Below are 22903 nucleotides of genomic sequence, written 5' to 3'. Positions count from 1 at the left end.
AAAGAGAGGTTAGCGTATGAGACTGGCTTTTGCAACCGACACAGGCACAGAACGAGCGGAAAATCAAGATTATGTTGATGTTTTTGTCAATCAAAAAGGATTACAATTGGCCATTGTTGCTGATGGTGTGGGCGGACAAAATGCTGGTGATGTAGCGGCAACCATGGCGGTTTCACATATTGGCAATGATTGGACTAAAACCAATTTCGATCAAGTTTCAACGGTTAGAGCATGGCTGGTTGAACAAACCATTCAAGAAAATCAAGAAATTTTGAAGACAGCCAATCGGTATAAAACACTACAGGGGATGGCAACAACCTTAGTGATTGCAGTGATTTTACCCGATGCCTTAGTGATTGCTAATTTAGGTGATTCACGGGCATACTTATTGCGGCGGGACAGTATATTACAATTAACACAGGACCATAATTTGGCGAGTGAATTACTACGCAAAGGGGCGATTACGTCTGAAGAAGCGGCTGACCATCCTGGACGGCATATGATCACTCGGCAATTAGGTGCAACTGAAGCGGCTAATCCAGATATTCAAGATATGCGGATTAAAGAAGGCGATTTATTGTTGTTAACTACTGATGGTTTAGGTAAAGCGCTGACAGATCATGAGATTATTCAGATTATTCAACAAGCAGATAGTATTTCTAAAGCCGTAGCCAGTTTAATTACAACTGCCAATCAACAAGGAACACCAGATAACGTCACAGCCTTGTTGGGAATTCAAGAAGGGGTTGGTAGCCAACATGCAAGCAAATGAGTTAATTGCCGAAAGGTATAAGATTATTGAACCTCTAGGTGAGGGGGGGATGGCCAATGTCTATCGCGCCCACGATATGATTTTGGATCGTGACGTCTCAGTCAAATTATTGCGATTGGATTTACGCGATGATAGCACGATTCGGCAACGATTTGAAAATGAAATTGCGGCTTCGACAGAATTAGTACATCCAAATATTATTCAGGTTTATGACTTTGGAGAGACTAATCAGTTACAATTTTTAGTCACTGAGTACGTCAAAGGTGAGGATTTAAAGCGTTATATTGCTAAGCACCATCCCTTGACGATTACTCGGACGTTACAAATTATGGATGATATTTTAGCTGGAGTAGCGATGGCGCATAGTCATAATATTATTCATCGTGATTTAAAACCTCAAAATATTTTAATTGACGAAGCCGGAAGAGCTAAGATTACTGATTTTGGGATTGCTTTGGCTCAATCGAGTTTAGGTTTGACCAAAACCGATGTTGCAATTGGGTCGATTCATTATATGTCGCCCGAGCAAGTTAAAGGTGGCATAGCAACGACGCGGAGTGACATTTATGCATTAGGAATCATTTTGTACGAGATGTTAGCGGGGAAGGTTCCATTTGATGCGCCGGAAGCAGTGAGTGTTGCTTTAATGCACTCTACACAACCGATGCCTTTCGTGCGTGATATTGATCCACGAATTCCACAAGCCTTAGAGAATGTGATTTTAAAAGCAACTCAAAAAAATGCAATGGATCGTTATAATTCAGTTGATGAAATGCGTGAAGATTTATCAACTGTAATGGCAGAAGATCGGATTAATGAGCCTCGTTTGGAAATGGCAGCTAAAAATGATATTTCTAATAGTACGGCAACTAAAATTATCCCAGCTTCTGTCATAGGGGCCGCTGCGGCGGTCGCTAATAAAGATGTCAAAGCAGATGGGGCAGTTAGTCCGTCTCTAATTTCTAGAAAACAAAAAGAACAAGAAAAGAAACCACAAAAGAAGCCAAAAAAGAAAATATCTAAAAAACGGCGCCGTATGATGTTCTTTGGTGGATTATTAGCTTTAATTTTAGGTATCTTTTTAATTGTGGGACTAGTTTCGTCTGATAAAGTCACTATGACGGACTTCCGAGGCTATACTGAAAAATCGGCTAAAAATTCGTTGAAGGAAGATGGCTTAAAAGTCGGTGAAGTTTATCATGTTTCCAATAAACAAATTAGTAAAGGAAAAGTAATCAAGACGGATCCTCGAGAAGGAACCAAAGTTGACAAAGGTTCTTCAGTTAATTTGTATGTTTCAACAGGTGCTAAAAAAGTCCGTTTTGGTGATTATACTGGTGAGAAGTATAGTAAAGTTGAGCATCAGCTAGAAGAAAAGGGCTTTACGGTCAAAGAAGTCCAGCAAAATAGTACAGATGTTCCTGAAGGCTATATTATTGAGCAAGATGTTGATGCAGAAACGCTGGTTAATCCTGGTGATACCACGGTAACTTTTACTGTTTCTAGGGGTCAGCAGACCATTACGGTGCCTAGTTTTCAAAATATGAGTCAAAGTCAAGTTCAAGCTTGGGCTGATAAGAATGGATTAACTGTTTCGTTTAACCAAGTTGGTTCGGATACAGTGGCGGCTGATATGGTGATTAGTCAGTCCGTGAAAGCGGGAACTAAAGTAACGTTTGCGACCGTTATTACGGTTACTATTTCAACCGGTTCTAACGATGTAACCGTACCTGATTTTGGTGGAAAAACCTTAAGTGACGTTCAAAGTTGGGCTAAGAAAAATGGAATTAATGTTCAACCGAAAACGGACGTAACGTCTTCAGCCGAAAAAGGTAAGATTACGAGCCAAAGCGTTTCGGCCGGTGATAAGATGCAAAAGGGGAATACCATTACAGTAACTGTTTCGGCTGGAACTGGAAATAGTCATAGTGGTGATGATAATAACGCGGATGGTCATTCCTAAAAATGGATTATAAAAAACAAGGCTGTGAAGTTGACGTATATAGTATCAATTAAAATTCATGTTCTGCTAATAGATCTAGTAGGACATGAATTTTTTAATGTTAAAAGATGCTGCTATTAATCTAGCCCACAGGTTATGCTTGTTTTGATACGCGAGCTTAGGTTACAATGAGAGAAAACTTTAAGACAAGGGGAAAGAATGACGAATTATCATGGACAAATACATTTATCATTAGCCGGTTTTTACGATGTTTTAACAGATGATGGATTAATGTATCGCACACGGGCGCGGGGTAATTTTCGAAAGAAGGGCCAGACCCCATTAGTAGGGGATTTTGTGACCTTTACGGCGGATAATCAAATAGAAGGTTATATTTTAGAAATTGACTCACGGCGGAATAGCTTGGTACGGCCACCGGTGGCAAATATTGATCAGGCTGTTTTGGTCACGGCGGTGAGGTTGCCTGACTTTTCGACTAATTTATTAGATCGTCAATTGGTGACTTTGGAAAGTGATGATATCGAACCAATTATTTATTTCACTAAAACCGACTTACTAACGGAAGCTGAATTGCATCAATTTGAAAAATTATCAGATGGGTATCGGCGAGCTGGTTACCAAGTTATTTTACCTCAAACAGCGTTTGATCAAGCGAGTCTAACCGAAATTAGGAATGAGTTAGATCATGGCTTAAATGTTGTTATGGGTCAAACGGGAGCTGGTAAATCAACTTTGTTAAATCACTTAGATCCTGAGTTACAATTGAAAACGGGAGAAGTTTCACAAGCGTTGAGTCGTGGTAAACATACAACGCGCCAAGTGGGACTGGTTTCGTTAGGTCAGGGTTGGGTTGCTGACACGCCTGGATTTTCGACGTTTGATGTTTTTAAAATGCCTTCGCGGGAATTGACCTTGTATTTTCGGGAAATTAATCAAATTTCAAAAGGTTGTCGTTTCCGGGGATGCCAACATTTAAATGAGCCTGGATGCGCGGTTAAAGCAGCTGTAGCAGATGGTGAAATTATGGAATCACGTTATGACAACTATAAATTATTTTATGATTTGATTGAAGGCCGACGTCCGGTATATAATAAACATGATAAGAAGCATTAGTGCTTAATATAACAATCATAGAAATGAGGAAATTATGGCAATTAAAGTAGCACCATCAATTTTAGCAGCAGATTATTTGAATTTGGAAGCCGATGTTAAGACGGTTGAGGACGCTGGAGCAGAATATTTGCACATCGATGTGATGGACGGAATGTTTGTTCCATCCATCTCATATGGTCCTGGATGGGTGAAAGCTTTGAAAGCCAAGACAAACATGGTTTTGGACGTTCACTTGATGGTTGAACAACCAGAACGTTATGTTGATGATTTTGCCAAGGCCGGGGCTGATATTTTGGGAGTGCACTATGAAGCCACTCAACATTTGCACCGCGCTTTGCAACAAATTAATGAGCATGGAATTAAGTCAGAAGTCGTGATTAACCCTGGAACCCCAGTTTCAGCGATTGAACCAGTTTTGTATATGGTAGATCAAGTTTTGGTTATGACGGTTAACCCTGGTTTTGGTGGACAAAAGTTCTTGCCTGAAACAGTTAAGAAAATTGAGCAATTAGCAGCTTTGAAGCAAGCCAATGGATATGACTTTGATATTGAAATTGACGGTGGAGCCAACGATGAGACTACTAAGTTAGCTTATGATGCTGGAGCAACCGTGGCTGTGGCTGGTTCATATGTTTATGATAAAGTTGATCCGGCTGCTAAGGTGGCTCGTTTGAAGGAAGTTACGGCTTAAAAAATGGCACATACGGTATTACCGCAAGATCGAATGCGAATTCTCTTGGGCGGGCCACATTCTGAGTGGCCAGATGAATTGAAAAATGGTGAATTATCAGGGCCTTGGGCAGCAGCAGATCGGGGAACAATTGATTTGATTACGCTAAATCAGCCACCGATTTTTGCGATTGGCGATTTTGATTCAATTAGTCCGGCTGAACGGCAAAAAATTGAGCAGGTAGTACCAACGGTTGTCCAAAAATTTGAACAAATTTCAACCGATACTCAAGCGCTTCTTAAAGCTGTTGATCAGCGATTTTCCCCAAAGTGGATAGAAATTTATGGGGCGACGGGCGGCCGAGCAGATCACGCGTTAGGGAATATATGGATGTTTATTGAGCCAGATTTTCGGGAACTTGCGCAACGAGTGGTGCTTATTGATCGAAATAATGAAATTCGCTTTTATTTACCAGGTAGTTATACAATTCAACGTAATCCTGAGTTGCGTTATTTAGGGTTTGCTGCCTTGGAACCGGTGGTAAATTTAGAGTTGCCTGATGAAAAATATCCTTTGCAGTGGTCTGGTGGTCCTAAAATCTGGGGTTCAAATGAATTTAATGGAAGTCACAATCATTTTTCTTTTGAGCAAGGAATGATTGCTGTCATCCAGTCCAAAGACGTTAAAAAAGCATGAAAAGCCTAAAAAATTGATGTAAAGTAAAAATACTTTACAGAAACACTTGCATATTGGGTGGGGCTTTGATAATATAATTAAAGTAAATAAAAGCACTGAAATAATGAGCTTAAGATGGGAGGGTCACATCATGGCAGTTGATGCAGTCAACGGAAAGCGTACACGCTTTGGAAACCAACGTTCACACGCTCTTAACTCAAGCCGCCGTAGCTGGAAGCCAAACTTGCAAAAGGTTACCGTTAAGATTAACGGTTCAGCCCCTAAGAAAGTTTACTTGTCAGCCCGTACTTTGAAGGCTGGGTTGAAGAACGGTTCAATTGAACGCGTTTAAAATTCATAGAAAAGGGTAGTCAACTTATAGTCGACTACTTTTTTTATATTTTAGTGATAAGTATTGAGATACAAAAAGGCTTGACGGGGCGCTTAACGAAATATTACGCTTTTTAAATTATTTCGAAGCTCAAACTTTGTTGTACAGTTGGGCTTTGTGCGTTATAATTCTCCATATGATTTGAACGTATCTTTTTAAATTTATTAAAAATGCGGTAGAATATGTAGAAGGCTCTTTGCGTTAAGTAGAATTTTCATAGGGCTAAAATTAAAAATACAATTATTGATTTAGAGGAGGGTGTTGGACATGGCAGTTAAAATTCAAACCGAACAAGGCATGGTTCAAATTGAGAACGATGTAATTTCCAAAATTGTTGGTGGAGCAGCCACTGATAATTATGGTGTTGTTGGAATGGCGAGCCAGACGCCTGTACGAGATGGAATTAATCAAGCTTTGAGCGGTGATAATTATGGCCGTGGCGTTGTCGTACGTGAGATTGAAAATGGAATTGCAGTGGACGTTTATATTATTGTCGGATATGGCATGAAAATTTCAGAAATTTCAAAAAGTGTCCAAGCTCGTGTTAAGAATGATTTGAGCAGTATGTTGGGCGTTGTCGCTGATGAAGTTAATGTTATCGTACAGGGTGTACGAATCTTGGGCGAATAAGACGCGTAAATGGCGGAGGATTAAAAACTGTGGAAGTTGTAACGGAAATTACCAATGTTGAATTTGGCAAAATGATTAATGCGGCAGCAAGTGCCTTGCAAAACAATGCTGAAAAAATTAATAAGTTGAATGTTTTCCCAGTCCCAGATGGTGACACGGGAACGAATATGACTTTGTCAATGGCTTCAGGAGCTGAATATGAACGTGATGAGGTTGATACACGACTAGGCGTTTTAGCTAAAGCAACGTCAAAAGGGCTCTTAATGGGCGCACGTGGAAATTCGGGAGTGATTTTATCACAAATCTTCCGAGGATTTGCTTCGGCAGTTAAAGACGAAGATGTTTTGACAGCTCGGACTTTTGCAAATGGTTTAATGGGTGGAGCTGAAACAGCTTATAAAGCGGTGATGAAGCCCACCGAGGGAACGATTTTAACCGTTATTCGTGAAGCGGCAACGGCTGCCAATAATACGGCAAAAGAGTCTGATGACGTCGTGACGGTAGCTAAAGCGGCCTACGATGCGGCTGAAGTAGCCTTAGCTTCAACACCCGATCTATTGCCGGTCTTAAAAGAGGTTGGCGTAGTTGATTCTGGTGGTCAAGGATTGGTCATCGTCTTAGAAGCTTTTTATGCAGTCTTATCTGGTCAAGAAACTAATCATGATACCGTTGATAATGCTGGCTTAGAAGCTATGATCAAAGAAATGCACAACACTGGGGTTCAAGGTGAATTGAATCCTGAAAATATTAAATATGGATACTGTACTGAAATGATGGTTGATCTTGGTGTTGGAACGACTTATGACACTGATTTTGATTATGATACATTTTATGCATATTTAGCTGAACTAGGTGACTCATTGTTAGTTATTAATGATGACGAAGTAGTCAAAGTGCATGTGCACACGGAACACCCCGGAAAAGTCTTTGAATGGGGCCTTAAGTTTGGGTCATTACGTAAAACGAAAGTTGATAATATGCGTAATCAACAAGCTGAAGCATCAAAAGAAGCTGAAACTGCAAAGAAAAATGAGCAGTCAGTTCAAATCGAGCGTGCCATTATTGCGATTGCCACTGGAACAGGGGTACAAAATCTCTTTCAATCATCTGGGGCCAATATCATTATTGATGCCACGCAAGCACCGTCAACGTCCGATATTGTAGAAGCAATTCAAAAGAGTGGGGCTAAAGAAGTTTTGATTATGCCAAATGATTCAAATATCTTTATGGCCGCTGAACAAGCTAAGAGCATGGTCGATGTACCAGTCGAAATTATTAAGACGCGGACCATTCCACAAGGATTAACCGCGTTATTGGTTGGATATAATCCAGATGCAGATTTGACGACGAATGCTGCTACCATGACTGATGCGATGGGCAATGTTAAGTCAGGTTCAATCACAACTTCAGTGCGGGATACGACTATGAAAGGCTTGAATATTCATAGTGGAGATGCAATTGGAATTTTTGATGGCGATATCGTGGTTTCAGAGCCAGATGCAGACATCCTAGGTGCAGCGGAAGCTTTGTTGAAGAAGATGTTAACTGAAGAAGATGAAATGGTTACTATCATCTATGGTGAAGACGGTAATGAGAAGTTAGCCAACCAATTGGCAGAAATTGTCACTAATCTAGATGATGATATTGATGTTGACATCCAAAAAGGGAATCAACCACTCTATCCAATCTATATTGCAGTTGAATAATGTATTAATTAATCCAGTTCATGGATTTTTTAGTGAGTATCTTTGTCATTTTAAAGGGTACTCATTTTTTATTTTTTATAAATGTTGATCGATTTAATAAAAGGCATCGCTTGCGATTTAAGGGCTGTGATATAATAAAACAAATATAGTTTTACTGAACTATGGAGGAGAATAATCATGAACTGGAAAGAAAATTATGAATTGTGGCAAAATAAGCCAGATTTACCAGCTGATTTAAAAGAAGACTTAAATAATTTAAAAACTGATGCAGAAAAAGAAGATGCTTTTTATACCCCACTAAGTTTTGGAACCGCTGGGATGCGCGGCATTTTAGGGGCCGGTATTAATCGGATGAATATTTATACGGTGCGGCAAGCAACAGAAGGTTTAGCGCGTTTGATGGATTCATTTAATGATGAAGCAATCAAGCAGCGTGGAGTAGTGATTTCATATGATTCGCGCCACTATTCTCGGGTCTTTGCGCAAGAAGCAGGAAAAGTTTTAGGTTCCCATGGCATTAAAGCTTATGTTTTTGATGCTTTGCGACCAACGCCAGAATTATCATTTGCAGTCCGGCACTTAGGAACTTATGCTGGAATTATGATTACAGCATCACATAACCCAAAGAATTATAATGGTTATAAAATTTATGGTGAAGATGGTGGACAGATGCCACCAAAGGAATCAGATATCATTACCAATGAAATTCGTCAAGCTGACATGTTTGCAGTACCAGTTGCTGAAATGACGTCTTTGCAACAAGCTGGTTTGTATCAAGTGGTGGGGGATGAAATCGATCAAGCTTACCTTAAAAATGTACAGACCGTTTCAATTAATCATGAGCTAATTGAAACAGTAGGACGCGATATGAAGTTGGTTTATTCACCATTACATGGAACGGGTGCTGCCATTGCTGGACCAGCTTTGGAAAAGGCTGGCTTTAAAAATGTGACGATGGTTCCCGAACAAAAGGAACCCAATGGTGATTTTCCAACGGTTAAATTGCCTAATCCGGAAGATCCTAAGGCCCTGGCAATGGGGATTGATTTAGCTAAAGCCAACGGGGCTGATGTGGTGATTGCGGTTGATCCAGATGCTGACCGGATGGGGACGGCGGTACGCCAACCTTCTGGTGAGTATGTTTTGTTGACTGGTAACCAAATTGGAGCCGTTATGATGCATTACATTCTTACAGCAAATCAAGCTGCTCATAGCTTGCCAGCTAATGGGGTCTTGGTAAAGTCAATTGTATCTTCAGAATTTGCGGCTGATATCGCCCAAAGCTTTGGGGTTCAGACGATTAACGTTTTGACCGGCTTTAAATATATCGCCGAACAAATTAAAGAATACGAGACGACACGCGCACATACCTTCCTCTTTGGCTTTGAAGAATCATATGGCTATTTAGTTAAACCATTTGCGCGCGATAAGGATTCAATTCAAGCGACCGTCTTAATGGCCGAAGTGGCGGCTTATTATAAGTCATTAGGTAAGACAGTTTATGATGGTGTGCAAGAATTGTTTGAAAAGTATGGTTACTTCGCAGAAAATACGCAATCATTAACTTTTGACGGCGTTGATGGGAAGGATCGTATTGAAAAGATAATTGCTAATTTCCGCGAGAATATGCCAGTTGCATTTGGCGGGATCAAGGTAGAGAGCTTGCAAGACTTTGCTCGGTCAACTGAATTAAACCTTTTGACACAAAAAATGACATCAATGACTTTGCCTAAGGCAGAAGTATTGAAATATTGGCTAAGCGATGGTTCATGGGTGGCTGTTCGTCCTTCTGGAACGGAGCCTAAAATTAAGTTCTACGTGGGAACTAAGGGCGCCACTGCAGAACAAGCGGCTGAGAAATTGGCGGCCATTCAAGCCACAATTCAAGAATACATTGATTAAACAGTAAAGCGATTAGAAAGGGTGAATGCTTATGTGGATATTTTTAGGAATTATCGTAGTCTTAGTTATTATATATGTAGTGATTTATAATGGATTAGTGGCTGCTCGGATGCATACGCAAGAAGCGTGGTCACAGATTGATGTACAATTAAAGCGGCGGAATGATTTAATCCCAAACTTGTTGGAAACGGTGAAGGGTTATGCTAAGTATGAGCAATCAACTTTGCAAAAAGTCGTTGGATTGCGGAATCAATTGATGACGGTATCAGATGATGATCCACAAGCCAAAATGGAAATTTCAAATCAATTGTCGAATTCTTTGAAATCAATTTTTGCTTTATCCGAAGCATATCCGGATTTAAAAGCCAATCAACAATATCAACAGTTAATGGAAGAATTGACGAATACGGAAAATAAGATTGCTTATTCACGTCAATTATTTAATACAACAACGGCAAATTATAATTCTAAGTTACAAATGTTCCCGACATCAATTGTGGCTAATTTAAGTCATTTTAAGCCAGCTGTCTTTTTAGAAACACCGGAAGCTGAAAAAAGTGTGCCCAAAGTCTCATTTGATGATTAAGGTTAGTAAGGAGTGAGACATGCTATTTGAACAGATTACCAAAAATAAGCGTAAAACCGTTGGACTCTTTTTGGTGTTTTTCTTCTTTGTGGGTCTCGTAGGAGCTGCCTTAGGGTACTTTATGTGGCGTTCAGCATCGATGGGGTTATTAATCGCAATAGTTTTGGGTCTGATTTATGGAGTATACGTTTTTAGTCAGTCGACTGATATCGTTATGCAAATGAATCATGCTCAGGAAGTTAGCGGTCCCGCTGAGGCACCAGAATTATGGCATGTTGTTGAAGATATGGCTTTAGTGGCGCAGGTGCCAATGCCGCGGGTCTTTATTATTGATGATCCATCCCCAAATGCTTTTGCGACGGGGAATAATCCCAACCAAGCGGCAGTCGCTGCCACTCGAGGAATCTTAGAAACGCTAAATCGTAATGAATTGGAAGGTGTCATGGCCCATGAAATGACTCATGTTCGAAATTATGATATTCGAGTTCAGACTTTAGCAGTTGCTTTGACTTCTTTGATCTCTTTGCTCGCTAATTTTGGGACGAACTTCATGTTTTGGGGAAGTGGTAGCCGGCGTGATGATGACAATAACGCGACGAACATCGTTGGAGTGGTAGTCTCTTTACTTGTTTTGGTCCTCGCCCCTATGGTTGCGACGATGGTACAGTTGGCTATTTCAAGGAATCGCGAATTTTTGGCGGACGCAGGTGCGGTCGAGCTAACTCGTAATCCGCAAGCCTTGATTCAGGCTTTGCAAAAGATTTCGCAGAGTCAGCCGATGGAGGAAGAGAATGTCGCACCTTCCAGTGCGGGTCTTTATATTAGCAATCCTTTGTCTGCTGAAAATATGAATAAGCTCTTTGCCACACACCCGCCGGTTGAAGACCGAATTGCCGCATTGGGAAAGATGTAATGGTTTTGAATTATTGTAGAATGGCAATTTAGCATGCATCATTCCAAGCTTAATAAGCTTCAACGAATATTTAAGCATCATCAGAGTATTTTTATGATGGTGCTTTTTTACTTTAAGGTATAAGATAGTCACTGTGAAAAAATTTGAAAAACGTTAATTTGATCCAGATTGAATAATTTGCAATCATTAATATAGATATAAGGACAGTAGTTATGATGGGGCGCGAAGAATACAACAAGATTATGAAAAAGATTAGTGCGGCTGGTGTGACTGAACCTAGCTTAGCCCGTGTCGGCATGCTCCGAGAAGTTTTGTCGTGGATGGGTAATCCGGATAAGAGTTTACGGATTATTTATGTTGCGGGAACAAATGGTCGTGGATCAACTGGTGCTATTTTAACCCGGGTTTTATCGGAGAGCAATTATCGGATTGGCCACTTTTCATCACAAGCCGTAAAAGATGATTTACAGATGATTACGGTCAATGAGAAAGCAATTACGACGGATGAAGTCGTCAAAATTGTTAACGATGTTATTACACAGATTAAGCGCCATGGTGGTGACTTTTCGGTATTGTCGCGGTTTGAATGGTGGGTTTTAATTGCTTTGATTTATTTTGATCGTCAAAATTTACATTTTGTTGTTTTTGAAGCTGGTCACGCTGGCGACTTAGATGCGACCCGGGTAATTGCTCATCCGTTTATTGTGGCGTTCACAAAAATTTCGGTTGACAATGTGCTCCAAACAGGTCAAAGTTTAACTCATGTAGCCGAAGAAAAAAGTAAAATTATTAAGCCTGGGTCGATTGTAGTTAGTTACCCTGGACAAGAGGCAGTCGCCTTTAAAATTTTAAAAAAGCGAGCTGAGCAAGTTGGCGCAATCTGGAACCCAGCCAAAGTACCGAAAATTACGGTTTTATCGAGTTCACCTAAAGGATTGCGGCTCAATATTGATGATCTGCCAGATTTGTATCTTTCATTAACCGGTAATTACCAAGCTTATAATTTAAGTACGGTGCTACAGATTATTGGTGTTTTAAGGAAAAAAGGATTTTGGTTATCCAATGATCGAATTGCCACAGCTTTAGCACATGTTTCAATTCCCGGGCGGATGGAATTTAATGCACAACGCAATGTGTTATATGATGGTGCTGATACGCCAGCCGGCATTAGTGGTTTAATTGATTCGATTAAAGCTTGGCATTTGCCTTTCAAGCCAGTCTTTGTACTAGGCGTATTAGATAATAAAAACGCTCATGACATGATTGATTTGGTGGCGGATGTGGCTTCAACTATCATTGCGGTGACGCCAAATAGTAAGGACGCAATGACAGCTGATGCCTTAGCTTCTTATTGTGTGCACAATACAGACTTGGATATTGAGATTGCCGATGATCCCAGTGCGGCGGTGCAGTTAGCCCGGCATTATCGAGAATCATCGCACGCTTTGGTTGTGGTAACGGGATCATTTTATACTTTGCAAGCAATCGGAACGAACGAAAAGGAATAACTAATGGGTTTAAAAGCAAATCAAATTACTAATTTATTACAATCAGAAGGTCTTTTAAGGCAAAATGTTACCAACGACCAGCCTGAATTAGTGCTGACAGGTGTTAGCTATAATTCACAAGCGGTGCAACCAGGCGATTTGTTCTTTATTAAAGGAAATTTTAAAGCTAAATATTTGGAACAAGCAATGGCTAAAGGAGCCGCTGGAGTGGTTGCTCCTATTGAGAAAGCTTTGGATTTAGCGGTACCAGTTTGGTATGTGGATGATACTTTAGCTGCTATGAGTATTGTGGGGATGGCTTTTTATGATTATCCGCAAAACGCCTTGAAATTAGTGGGGGTTACTGGAACTAAAGGGAAGACTTCAACTGCTTACATGATGTATTCGATATTGGATACATCGACTGGCCATAAGACGGCCCTGTCCTCAACGATTAGCCAAATTACGGGCCCTAATCCTAAACATCATTATCGGTCAAGCTTGACTACGCCAGAATCGATTGATTTGTTTAAATTAATGCGAGAAGCGGTTGATAATGGAATGACACATATGGTGATGGAAGTTTCTTCACAGGCGTTTAAGATGCGACGCGTTTACGGTTTACGGTATGATGTAGGAATCTTTTTAAATATTTCACCAGATCATATTGGTGAAAATGAGCATCCAACTTTTGCGGATTATTTAGCGCATAAGTTGATGTTAATTGATCATTCTGATCAAGTGGTTTTGAATGTCGAGAGCGACCATTTTGGTGAAATTATGGAACGTGCTGAGGATATGTTGCCACGGGATGGGATTTGGTTATATGGGCAAACATTTGAAGAAAATTGGAGTGATGTAGCCTATCAAACAAAATATGCTGATTTACAAGGATCACAATTTGAGCTTGTAACACAGGATGAACAAGGAAAGCGCTTGGGGATTGAGGCCAGCTATCAGTTAGACTTGCCTGGTGATTTTAACGAAAGCAATGCAACCGCTGCGGCAATTGCTAGTCGCCTAGTTGGAGCGGATGTGGCAGCGATTCAAACAGGTTTGAGTGAAGTTAAGATTCCTGGTCGGATGCAAATTTTTAATACACAAAAGCATGGAACAATCTATGTGGATTATGCGCATAACTATGCATCTATTGCGGCGTTATTGCAGTTTATCCGTTCGAATGAAACCGTGAAGAAATTACGCATTGTAGTCGGAGCGCCCGGTAATAAGGGTGTTTCTAGACGCCCAGGCATTGGACAAGCCATTAGCGAAGCTGCTGATGTTGCATATTTAACGGCCGACGATCCTCAATATGAAGATCCCTCCGGCATTGCGGATGAAATTCAAGCTGCTATTGTTAACCCCCAGGTCGAAGTTATGCGAGAGATGGATCGTGCTAAGGCGATTAAGTTAGCCATTACGGCTTCTCAGCCTGATGATGTCGTTGTTTTAGCAGCGAAAGGCTTAGATGAGTATCAGAAAATAAATGGTGTTAATACTCCATATGCCAATGATTGGGAGATTGCGCAAGAAATCGTTACCGACCTAGAAAGTTAGTGTTTTTTTTGGTATAATGGATTAAGTTTGATTTGAATGTTTATGCAAAATAAGAAGGAGAATTACCAATGGCTAAAAAAGAACCGATGATTAATACATCCGAATTTGATATTGGTGATTACGTTGAAGCACCTGCTTTTGCTAACTTTGAACATGATTTTAAAGGAATTGTCGAAAAGGTTTATGAGCATGCATTATTGGTGATGATTACGGATAATGATCCAAGTGATGAAGCAACGGTCGTGGAATACAATCGGCGTGCCATTACCCGGATGTCAGATACTAAAATCTTAGTAAAGACGGATAACCCGGCCCCTCGTGAAGTACCAGTCGAAGATGAGGCACCAACCAAGGATGAAAAAACAGCTTCTAAAACAGCAATTGTCAAAGATGATGAATAAGTGAAGCAGGAGGGTCAGAATATGGACTATAAAAAACAAGTGGCAGCGACCTTAAAACAGGCGGAGCCCGAACTAGATGAGCAAATTTTGATTGACAAGATTGAAGTTCCAAAAGATTCAAGTAAAGGGGACTATGCTTTCCCAACTTTTATTTTAGCTAAACAATTAAAGAAGGCTCCAAATATTATCGCCGTTGACTTGGTGGAGAAGATTGACCAAACTGGCTTTAAGAAGATTGAAGCAGTGGGACCGTATATCAACTTTTTTATGGATCCTAAAACCGCTGGAAGCCAAATTTTAGCTAAAGTTTTGCAAACTGAAAATTATGGTCACAACACTGATGGTGAAGCTGGACATGTGACGATTGATATGTCATCGCCAAACATTGCTAAACCAATGTCAATGGGACACCTTCGTTCAACCGTTATTGGAAACTCATTAGCAGAAATTTCATCTGCTAATGGTTACCAACCAATTAAGATTAATCATTTAGGTGATTGGGGAACTCAGTTTGGTAAGTTGATCGTTGCTTATAAGCGTTGGGGATCAGAAGAAGCGGTGAAAGCCGATCCAATTAATACTTTGGTTAAATATTACGTGCAATTCCACGCTGAAGCCGAGAAGCTTCCTGAGTTAAATGATGAAGGCCGGATGTGGTTTAAGAAGCTAGAAGACGGTGATGAAGAAGCCATCCAACTGTGGCAATGGTTCCGGGATGAATCATTGAAGGAATTTATGGATCTTTACGATACATTAGATATCCAATTTGATTCTTTCAATGGTGAGGCTTTCTACAATGATAAGATGGACAGTGTTGTTGAGAAGTTAGAGCAAGAGCACAAACTAGTAAAATCACAAGGTGCTCAAATTGTGAACTTGGAAGCTTACGGTTTGAATCCAGCGATGATTAAGCGAAGCGATGGTGCCACGCTGTATATGACGCGTGATTTGGCTGCTGCCACGTACCGGAAGAAGACGTACAATTTCGTTAAATCTTTGTATGTGGTTGGTGGTGAGCAACGTGAGCACTTTGAGCAATTGAAGGCCATTTTGAATGAGATGGGTTACGCTTGGGCTGATGATATTGAACACATTTCATTTGGAATGATTACGGTTGATGGAAAGAAACTCTCAACGCGTTCAGGACGGATTATTTTGTTAAAGGATGTTTTAGCTGATTCAGAGAAGTTGGCTTTGGAACAAATTAATGAAAAGAACCCTGATTTGGCCAATAAAGAGCGGACTGCCCATGAAGTTGGAACCGGAGCGGTGGTCTTCCATGATTTGATGAACGACCGGACTTTGAACTTTGACTTTAAGTTGGAAGAAGTGGTGCGTTTTGAAGGTGATACCGGACCATACGTTCAATATGCCAATGCACGAGCACACTCAATCTTGCGGAAGGCTGATCAAGAAATTGACGAAAATCAGTTGGAGATTAGTGACGAACAAGTCTGGGAGACTGAAAAGCTCCTTGGCGAATTCGAAAATGTGATTCGCCGGGCTTGGCGCGATCGCGAACCATCAGTTGTGGCTAAATATGCTTTGAACCTAGCACGGACATTTAATAAGTACTATGCTAATTCTAAAATCTTAGCTGATGATGCCGAATTGAATGCACGTTTGGCTTTGGTTCAAGCGGTTTCAAACACTTTGACTGAGGCATTACGTCTCTTAGGAGTGTCAGCGCCTGTTGAAATGTAAAATAGCTTAGTTGTGGCAAAGATTTCAAAAAGAGCTTGACGAATAAAAGATAGAAGGGTATTGTTAATAACAATATTTCAATTATTTTAGTCGTTAACGTGTTTTGCCACAGACTATGAAAACATAATTTGATTGCTTTTTTAGAGTAATTTAAAATTATATTAGTTAGCGACGTAAAGGCTTTTCTTTACGTCGTTTTCTTCTTTCATGCGCCTTTGGTATTAATACTTAAAGGCGCTATTTTATTTTTAAGGAGTGCATTGTGTTAGAAAAATTTTTCAAATTATCAGAAAATAATACATCGGTTCGCACTGAAATTACAGCAGGCTTAACAACTTTCATTGCCATGGGATATATTATCTTTTTAAACCCATCCGTCTTGTCAATGACGGGGATGCCGTCACAAGGGGTATTTTTAGCCACGATTTTAACGATTGTGACGGGGACCTTAATTACGGGACTTTTTGCGAACTTACCATATGCCATTGGACCATCAATTGGGATGCAGGCCATGTTTACATATACGATTGTGTTTGGCCTAGGCTTTACTTGGCAACAAGCTTTGGGGATGGTCTTTTTAGTTGGGTTAGTCGATGTGGTTATTACATTAACTAAATTACGAGCTTCGATTGTGAAAGCCATTCCGGTACAATTAAAGCATGCAATTGCTGCTGGAATTGGATTGTTCATTGCTTATATTGGCTTAAAAAATGCTGGATTCATTAATTTCATCGTAGGTGGTGAAAATATTGAGACTTTAAATAATCATGCTTTCAATCCAGCGGATAAGGCTGGCCAAATTAATACTTTGTTGGCCAATGGTGGAACGACACCAACTTTAGCGAACTTCAATACGGCCCCGGTTTTACTAGCATTGCTTGGCTTTTTAATTTTAGTTGTACTAGTGATTAAAAATGTGCGTGGAGCCTATCTATTATCAGTATTGATTACAACCGTGATTGGGATTCCCATGGGCGTCACTAATTTACATGTTGATATTGCAAATTCATTTTCAATGACTTTCCATGACTTCCAAACAGTTTTCGGCGCAGCCTTGGGGAAGGATGGATTATGGTCAATGTTTACCACTCCAAAGCAAATTTTGGTTGTGATTTTAACGGTCTTCTCAATGGGGTTGTCAGGTTTGTTTGATGCAATTGGAACCTTTATTGGAACTGGAATGACGACTGGAATTTTCTCAAAGAAAGATCAAAAAGAATTTGAAGAAGGTAAAGGCTTTAAGTCAAAGATGGATCGTGGCTTGGTTGCTGATACTTTTGCGACGATGTTAGCCGGGATGTATGGAAGCTCAAATACAACGACCTTTATTGAATCTGCGGCTGGTATTAATGCTGGTGGTCGGACCGGATTGACGTCGGTGGTGGTTGCCATTGGCTTCATCTTTTCAATTGTGGCTGCCCCATTGGTGGGGGTTGTACCTTCAGCTGCTACGGCGCCAATTTTAATCGTGGTTGGAATTTCAATGATGAATGAGTTCAAAGCTATTGATTGGAATGACATTGAAGTTGCCATCCCAGCGTTCTTTACATCCGCCTTTATGGCCTTGTCATATTCGATTTCATATGGAATTGCTGCTGGCTTTATTCTATTTATCGTTGTGAAGTTAGCTCGGCATAAGCGTCATGAGATTACGCCGGTATTGTGGGTAATTGCATTGCTCTTTATGTTAAATTTCGTAGCGATGGCAATTGGCTAAGCCACTAGTATCCAAGCATTGAATGAGAATTCAATGCTTTTTTTGTTAAGTGAGGAAGCATTGTTGCATTAATTTTTTCTGATCGCAAAAAATGCTAAACTATTAAGAGAATAAAGCTTTGCGGAAGGATGTGAAAAAATGGAGGAAGAAACTAATACCATGGGCGCAGCGCCTATCCCATTAGAAAATTCCGTGGAAGAATTGAGCGGAGTAGGTGAGAAGCGTTTGCTCGGGTTACATCATTTATCTATCTTCACGATTGAAGACTTATTAATGAAATTTCCATTGCGATATAGTGATTTGGCGACAAAGCTACCATCTGAAACAGGTGACGGCGAAAAGGTTACGTTTAAAGGCATGGTTTCTTCAGCCCCAGTTTTATCGCGATTTGGTTATAAAAAAACGCGGTTAAATTTTCGGCTTTTAGTTGAACATGATAATATTGCGGTGACTTTTTTCAATCAACCGTGGTTGCAAAAGAAACTGGATTTAGAACAAGAGGTCGCGGTCTATGGGACTTATGAAAAAAGTAAACAAACTCTGAGTGGGATTAAAATTTTATTACCTGATCAGGTCGATGAAATGGAAGCTATTTATCCCGCTTCCAAAGAAATTCAACAACGGACGTTAAAAAGTTTAATAGAGCAAGCGTTAGGCAAATATCAAGATGATTTAGTGAACCTAATTCCAGAATCAATTCGAGCTCAATATAAATTGTTGTCACGTAAAGCGATGTTTTTTGGAATGCACTTTCCGCAATCTTTGATTGAGGCGCAAAATGCACGGCGCACGGCTTCGTTTGAAGAATTTTTTATTTTTCAAATGCGGATGCAGCTATTAAAGTTAATGGATCAAAATCATCAAGGGCGCGCAATCGTCTTTGATAATCCACGTTTGAAAGCTTTCATTCAAACGTTACCTTTTGAATTAACGGATGCTCAAAAAAAGGTGGTCAATGAAATTGTTGCTGACATGCGCCGCCCTAAGCATATGAATCGTTTGTTGCAGGGCGACGTAGGTTCGGGTAAAACGGTGGTAGCAGCTTTAGCGATTTATGCCGCATTTACGGCCGGCATGCAAGCGGCGCTGATGGCCCCAACGGAAATTCTAGCACAACAGCATGCCAAAACATTAGGGGACTTTTTTGACCCGGCAGAAGTGCGCGTTGAATTGTTGACGGGTTCGACGAAGGCGGCAGCCAGACGGCAAATATTAGCTGATTTGGCAGATGGATCAATTGATTTGTTGATTGGAACCCATGCGTTAATTCAAGACGATATCGTCTTTCATAATTTAGGCTTGGCAATTATTGATGAGCAGCATCGTTTTGGGGTTAAACAGCGAGCTAAGTTACGTGAAATTGGGATGAATCCCGATATCTTAGCAATGACGGCGACCCCGATTCCGCGAACGTTGGCGATTACGAGTTATGGAGAGATGGATATTTCAGTGATTGATCAATTACCAAAGGGACGTCAGCCGATTCAGACCCGTTGGTTGCGGGGGAATGCCTTAGAGCAAGTGGTCAAGTTTATCTTGCAGCAATTAGAAACAGGCGCGCAAGCTTACGTGGTCACGCCTTTAATTGAAGAGTCTGAAGCGCTAGATGTCCAAAATGCTCACGCGGTGTATGAAGAGTTACAAAAGTATTTTATGCCGCAATATCAAGTTGGGCTGCTCCATGGTCGGATGAATAATCAAGAAAAAGATGCTGTGATGAGCCAATTTAAATCCAACCAATTTCAAGTTTTGGTGGCCACGACCGTTATTGAAGTGGGCGTTGACGTGCCCAATGCGAGCGTTATGATGATTTTGGACGCGGATCGTTTTGGCTTGGCTCAGTTACACCAATTGCGTGGCCGCGTCGGACGTGGATCACGCGCATCGTATGCTTTCTTAATTGCTGATCCAAAGACGCAATTTGGCATTGAGCGAATGGAGGCCATGACGGCAACAACAGATGGATTTGTGTTGGCACAAAAGGATTTAGAATTGCGTGGAGCCGGGGATGTACTTGGTCGTCGACAATCGGGGATGCCCGAATTTAAGATAGGTGATCCAGTCAAAGATTTATTGATGATGGAGGCGGCTCAGCAAAGTGCGATGCAGGTGTTAGATGCTCCCAATTGGGATCAAGCACCAGAAAATAAAGCTTTGGCGCATTATTTATCGGAAACCATGGAACGGTACCGGAATTTTGATTAAGGTATTTTGAGGGATGTGGTAAAATTGAAAAAAAAGAAAAAAGAGGCCATAAAAATGTATAAAATTGCGGTTGATGCAATGGGCGGCGATCATGCGCCAGAGACGGTGGTTGCCGGGGTTGAGAAGGCACGCGAACAATTGCCAAATGTTGAATTTATTTTATATGGTGACTTAGCAAAAGTGAAACCGCTAATTCAGGACTTACGCCAAATTGAGTTGGTGCAAGCTGACGATGCATTAGGCATGGCTGACGAACCAGTTAAGTCAGTTCGGACTCGGAAGCAAAGTTCGTTAGTGATGGCCGCTACAGCAGTGAAAACAGGGGAAGCAGATGCCTTTTTCTCCGCTGGAAATACTGGAGCTGTGTTAGCAGCAGCTATCTTTTTGATTGGCCGAATAAAGGGGATTAGTCGTCCGGCTTTAATGACCTTGATGCCAGCAATGGGCGGACTGCATGATGCTTTTGTCATGATGGATATGGGAGCGAATGCTGAAAATCGCGCTAGTCATTTGTATGAATATGGAATTTTAGGTTCGTTTTATGCGCACGATATTTTACAATATGAAAATCCGCGGGTTGGTCTGTTGAATAACGGGACGGAACCAGATAAAGGGGATTCAGTGCATAAAGAAGCACATGTTTTATTACAAAATGGGTCTGATGCTAAGTATTTGAATTTTATTGGTAATGTGGAATCTTCAGAATTATTGCAAGGTGCCGCTGACGTAGTAGTTGCGGATGGTTTCTCTGGAAATGCGGCTTTAAAAGCTACTGAGGGAACGGCAAAAACGTTGATGAAGATGCTTAAAAACATGATTAAGCAAGGGAATTTACGAACGAAATTAGGCGGCTTGTTATTATTGCCAGCACTTAAAAATTTGGGTGAAAAGTTTAATCCGGAACAATATGGTGGCGCGGTCGTGCTGGGGGTGAAAGCACCAGTAGTGAAAGCTCATGGTTCAGCGGGACCGGACGCCATTGCCGCAGCGTTAGGGCAAATCGAAAAAATGTTAACGATTAATCTGACCGGAAACGTTCAATCCTTTGTAGCGGAACATCAAAATGATTTGACAAGTCAGCAGAATTAAGTAAGATATACTTAGCTTGTTCTTTTGACTTTGAATGATTAAAAGAACGGACAGTTTTGTGCTAAGATAGCATGATTTAAACTTAGTAATAAGTTGATAATTAAAGGAGTAAGTAATAATCATGGAAAAACAAGCGATTTACGATCAAGTTGCAGCTCTAGTTGCTGATCATTTTGAGTTGAATCCGGACCAAGTAACTGGAAACTTAAATTTCTTAAAGGATATTGACGCAGATTCAATTGACTTTGTGGAGTTAGTATTAGAAATGGAAGATGCGTTTGACGCTGAAATTCCAGATGAAGATGCGGATAAGCTCACAACCATTAATGATACGGTTGATTATATTTATAATCATCAAAAGTAAATGAAAAGATTAAATTAATTTAGTGAAACCGAGGCCCCAGGGTCCCGGTTTTTTGGTATACTTAAGGAATAACAGAAAAGAGGGAAATAATGTTTTCAGAATTACAGACTGAGATTGAAGCACGTTATGACATTCATTTTGATGATTTGTCCTTATTAGAAGAAGCTTTAACACAAGCCAATTATATTAATGAACATCCTAATTATCATGGGCGGGATTATCAACGCTTGGAATTTTTAGGAGACGCAATTATGCAACAGTCTTCGGCGGTTTACTTATTTAAAAGGTATCCAGATTGGGATGAAGGTCGATTGACAGAGCTGCGCATTTTGATGGTTCAAACGCGTTCTTTCGCAGCTTTGTCACGTGAGTTACATCTTGATCACTATGTTCAATTAGGCCACGGAGAAGAAATCTCTGGAGCCAGAAATCGCGATAGCTTGTTAGAAGATTTATGGGAAGCCTTTATTGGAGCTTTGTACTTGGATCAAGGTCAAGATGCGGTCATGAACCTTTTGGAGCAGGTATTCTTTTCTAAGATTGATACGGGATTTTATGATCGGTTTGTTGATTATAAATCAAAATTACAAGAATTATTGCAAAAAAATGGAACCGTTGATATTAATTATCAAAAAATTTCAGAAGAACAAATTGAAAATAATGAACAGATTTTTACTGTAGCTGTGCAATTGAACGGTAAGCAATTAGCTGTTGGTGAAGGAAAGTCCACAAAAGATGCTGAAAAAGTTGCTGCTCGGCGCGCTTATAAAGATTTAACCATGGATAAATAAGTAACGGCAAACATTTTAAAATGATGAGGTAAGGTAAATGGGATTATTTGATGCGATTAAACGAGCCTTTACTGGAGAAGAAACACCACAAAAGGCAACGGTGGTGGAAGTAGAAACGCTATATCCGCATATTGATGCTGATCATCCAGTCGAATTGGCTAGCTTAAAGAGTCCGGTTCGTGTCGAAGTGTTAGAGCCACATGAAATAAAAAATGTGGTAATAAAGCCATCTATGGTTGACAATTCAGCCAAAGATGCGACTATCAT

Annotated in this window: 20 protein-coding genes and 1 pseudogene; all 21 read left to right on the top strand. The window is 40.5% G+C overall.

The features are described 5' to 3' along the window. Positions 1–16 precede the first annotated feature (16 nt). A complete protein-coding gene (locus tag IV73_RS03750; RefSeq protein ID WP_057755102.1) occupies positions 17–772 on the top strand; it encodes a Stp1/IreP family PP2C-type Ser/Thr phosphatase in 756 nt (251 codons plus the stop codon). Next, a complete protein-coding gene (pknB, locus tag IV73_RS03745; protein ID WP_057755101.1) occupies positions 759–2735 on the top strand; it encodes a Stk1 family PASTA domain-containing Ser/Thr kinase in 1977 nt (658 codons plus the stop codon). Before IV73_RS03750 ends, pknB begins: the two co-directional genes overlap by 14 nt. A 198-nt stretch (positions 2736–2933) precedes the next feature. Further along, complete coding sequence (gene rsgA, locus IV73_RS03740) at positions 2934–3848, top strand: ribosome small subunit-dependent GTPase A (protein ID WP_057755098.1); 915 nt, start codon at positions 2934–2936, stop codon at positions 3846–3848. 34 nt (positions 3849–3882) lie between these two features. Beyond that, positions 3883–4539: a ribulose-phosphate 3-epimerase gene (rpe, locus tag IV73_RS03735; RefSeq protein WP_057755095.1), complete on the top strand. Its 657-nt coding sequence runs from the start codon at positions 3883–3885 to the stop codon at positions 4537–4539. 3 nt (positions 4540–4542) lie between these two features. Next, positions 4543–5214, top strand: coding sequence for a thiamine diphosphokinase (locus IV73_RS03730; protein WP_057755093.1), 672 nt, complete (start codon positions 4543–4545; stop codon positions 5212–5214). Positions 5215–5344: 130 nt separating this feature from the next. Next, the gene (rpmB, locus tag IV73_RS03725) at positions 5345–5545 is read left to right on the top strand and encodes a 50S ribosomal protein L28 (protein ID WP_003609111.1); all 201 of its coding nucleotides are present in this window, start codon (positions 5345–5347) and stop codon (positions 5543–5545) included. A gap of 306 nt (positions 5546–5851) precedes the next feature. After that, complete coding sequence (locus IV73_RS03720) at positions 5852–6214, top strand: Asp23/Gls24 family envelope stress response protein (protein WP_057755091.1); 363 nt, start codon at positions 5852–5854, stop codon at positions 6212–6214. 29 nt (positions 6215–6243) lie between these two features. Next, positions 6244–7920 (top strand): DAK2 domain-containing protein, encoded by a 1677-nt coding sequence (locus tag IV73_RS03715; RefSeq protein WP_057755088.1) that lies wholly within the window; start codon positions 6244–6246, stop codon positions 7918–7920. 177 nt (positions 7921–8097) lie between these two features. Next, positions 8098–9822, top strand: coding sequence for a phospho-sugar mutase (locus tag IV73_RS03710; RefSeq protein WP_057755085.1), 1725 nt, complete (start codon positions 8098–8100; stop codon positions 9820–9822). 25 nt (positions 9823–9847) lie between these two features. Then, positions 9848–10408 (top strand): LemA family protein, encoded by a 561-nt coding sequence (locus IV73_RS03705; RefSeq protein ID WP_057755082.1) that lies wholly within the window; start codon positions 9848–9850, stop codon positions 10406–10408. 19 nt (positions 10409–10427) lie between these two features. Further along, positions 10428–11321, top strand: coding sequence for a zinc metalloprotease HtpX (htpX, locus tag IV73_RS03700; protein WP_057755079.1), 894 nt, complete (start codon positions 10428–10430; stop codon positions 11319–11321). A 212-nt stretch (positions 11322–11533) separates the two neighbouring features. Continuing rightward, entirely contained in the window at positions 11534–12829 is a 1296-nt protein-coding gene (locus tag IV73_RS03695) for a bifunctional folylpolyglutamate synthase/dihydrofolate synthase (RefSeq protein ID WP_057755076.1), read from the top strand. A gap of 3 nt (positions 12830–12832) precedes the next feature. Next, positions 12833–14365 carry a Mur ligase family protein gene (locus IV73_RS03690; protein ID WP_057755072.1) on the top strand — a complete coding sequence of 511 codons (1533 nt, stop codon included), beginning with the start codon at positions 12833–12835 and terminating at the stop codon, positions 14363–14365. Positions 14366–14433: 68 nt separating this feature from the next. Beyond that, positions 14434–14766, top strand: a complete 333-nt coding sequence (locus IV73_RS03685; protein ID WP_057755070.1) for a hypothetical protein — start codon at positions 14434–14436, stop codon at positions 14764–14766. Positions 14767–14787: 21 nt separating this feature from the next. Next, positions 14788–16470 carry an arginine--tRNA ligase gene (argS, locus tag IV73_RS03680; protein WP_057755068.1) on the top strand — a complete coding sequence of 561 codons (1683 nt, stop codon included), beginning with the start codon at positions 14788–14790 and terminating at the stop codon, positions 16468–16470. Positions 16471–16732: 262 nt separating this feature from the next. Further along, complete coding sequence (locus IV73_RS03675; protein WP_057755065.1) at positions 16733–18187, top strand: NCS2 family permease; 1455 nt, start codon at positions 16733–16735, stop codon at positions 18185–18187. 138 nt (positions 18188–18325) lie between these two features. Then, positions 18326–20392: an ATP-dependent DNA helicase RecG gene (gene recG, locus IV73_RS03670; RefSeq protein ID WP_236697730.1), complete on the top strand. Its 2067-nt coding sequence runs from the start codon at positions 18326–18328 to the stop codon at positions 20390–20392. 54 nt (positions 20393–20446) lie between these two features. Next, positions 20447–21481: a phosphate acyltransferase PlsX gene (gene plsX, locus IV73_RS03665; RefSeq protein ID WP_057755062.1), complete on the top strand. Its 1035-nt coding sequence runs from the start codon at positions 20447–20449 to the stop codon at positions 21479–21481. A 121-nt stretch (positions 21482–21602) separates the two neighbouring features. Next, positions 21603–21845: an acyl carrier protein gene (acpP, locus tag IV73_RS03660; protein WP_057755059.1), complete on the top strand. Its 243-nt coding sequence runs from the start codon at positions 21603–21605 to the stop codon at positions 21843–21845. Between the two features lie 89 nt (positions 21846–21934). Then, complete coding sequence (rnc, locus tag IV73_RS03655; RefSeq protein ID WP_057755056.1) at positions 21935–22636, top strand: ribonuclease III; 702 nt, start codon at positions 21935–21937, stop codon at positions 22634–22636. A 37-nt stretch (positions 22637–22673) separates the two neighbouring features. Continuing rightward, positions 22674–22903, top strand: a pseudogene (locus IV73_RS06670) (signal recognition particle-docking protein FtsY); the annotation flags it as partial.

The sequence above is a fragment of the Weissella kandleri genome, assembly GCF_001438705.1.
GTDB classification, from domain to species: Bacteria; Bacillota; Bacilli; order Lactobacillales; family Lactobacillaceae; genus Weissella; species Weissella kandleri.
The sequence above is the reverse complement of the archived record's forward strand: the minus strand, read 5'-3'. Positions and strand labels throughout refer to the sequence as shown.

Bases quoted from the DNA above. Each gene is read 5' to 3' on its own strand.
- IV73_RS03730 (WP_057755093.1), top strand. From the start codon at position 4,543: ATGGCACATACGGTATTACCGCAAGATCGAATGCGAATTCTCTTGGGC.
- rnc (WP_057755056.1), top strand. From the start codon at position 21,935: ATGTTTTCAGAATTACAGACTGAGATTGAAGCACGTTATGACATTCAT.
- IV73_RS03750 (WP_057755102.1), top strand. From the start codon at position 17: ATGAGACTGGCTTTTGCAACCGACACAGGCACAGAACGAGCGGAAAAT.
- acpP (WP_057755059.1), top strand. From the start codon at position 21,603: ATGGAAAAACAAGCGATTTACGATCAAGTTGCAGCTCTAGTTGCTGAT.
- IV73_RS03695 (WP_057755076.1), top strand. From the start codon at position 11,534: ATGATGGGGCGCGAAGAATACAACAAGATTATGAAAAAGATTAGTGCG.
- IV73_RS03720 (WP_057755091.1), top strand. From the start codon at position 5,852: ATGGCAGTTAAAATTCAAACCGAACAAGGCATGGTTCAAATTGAGAAC.
- IV73_RS03710 (WP_057755085.1), top strand. From the start codon at position 8,098: ATGAACTGGAAAGAAAATTATGAATTGTGGCAAAATAAGCCAGATTTA.
- plsX (WP_057755062.1), top strand. From the start codon at position 20,447: ATGTATAAAATTGCGGTTGATGCAATGGGCGGCGATCATGCGCCAGAG.
- rpmB (WP_003609111.1), top strand. From the start codon at position 5,345: ATGGCAGTTGATGCAGTCAACGGAAAGCGTACACGCTTTGGAAACCAA.
- pknB (WP_057755101.1), top strand. From the start codon at position 759: ATGCAAGCAAATGAGTTAATTGCCGAAAGGTATAAGATTATTGAACCT.
- rsgA (WP_057755098.1), top strand. From the start codon at position 2,934: ATGACGAATTATCATGGACAAATACATTTATCATTAGCCGGTTTTTAC.
- argS (WP_057755068.1), top strand. From the start codon at position 14,788: ATGGACTATAAAAAACAAGTGGCAGCGACCTTAAAACAGGCGGAGCCC.
- recG (WP_236697730.1), top strand. From the start codon at position 18,326: ATGGAGGAAGAAACTAATACCATGGGCGCAGCGCCTATCCCATTAGAA.
- rpe (WP_057755095.1), top strand. From the start codon at position 3,883: ATGGCAATTAAAGTAGCACCATCAATTTTAGCAGCAGATTATTTGAAT.
- IV73_RS03685 (WP_057755070.1), top strand. From the start codon at position 14,434: ATGGCTAAAAAAGAACCGATGATTAATACATCCGAATTTGATATTGGT.
- IV73_RS03705 (WP_057755082.1), top strand. From the start codon at position 9,848: ATGCTTATGTGGATATTTTTAGGAATTATCGTAGTCTTAGTTATTATA.
- IV73_RS03690 (WP_057755072.1), top strand. From the start codon at position 12,833: ATGGGTTTAAAAGCAAATCAAATTACTAATTTATTACAATCAGAAGGT.
- htpX (WP_057755079.1), top strand. From the start codon at position 10,428: ATGCTATTTGAACAGATTACCAAAAATAAGCGTAAAACCGTTGGACTC.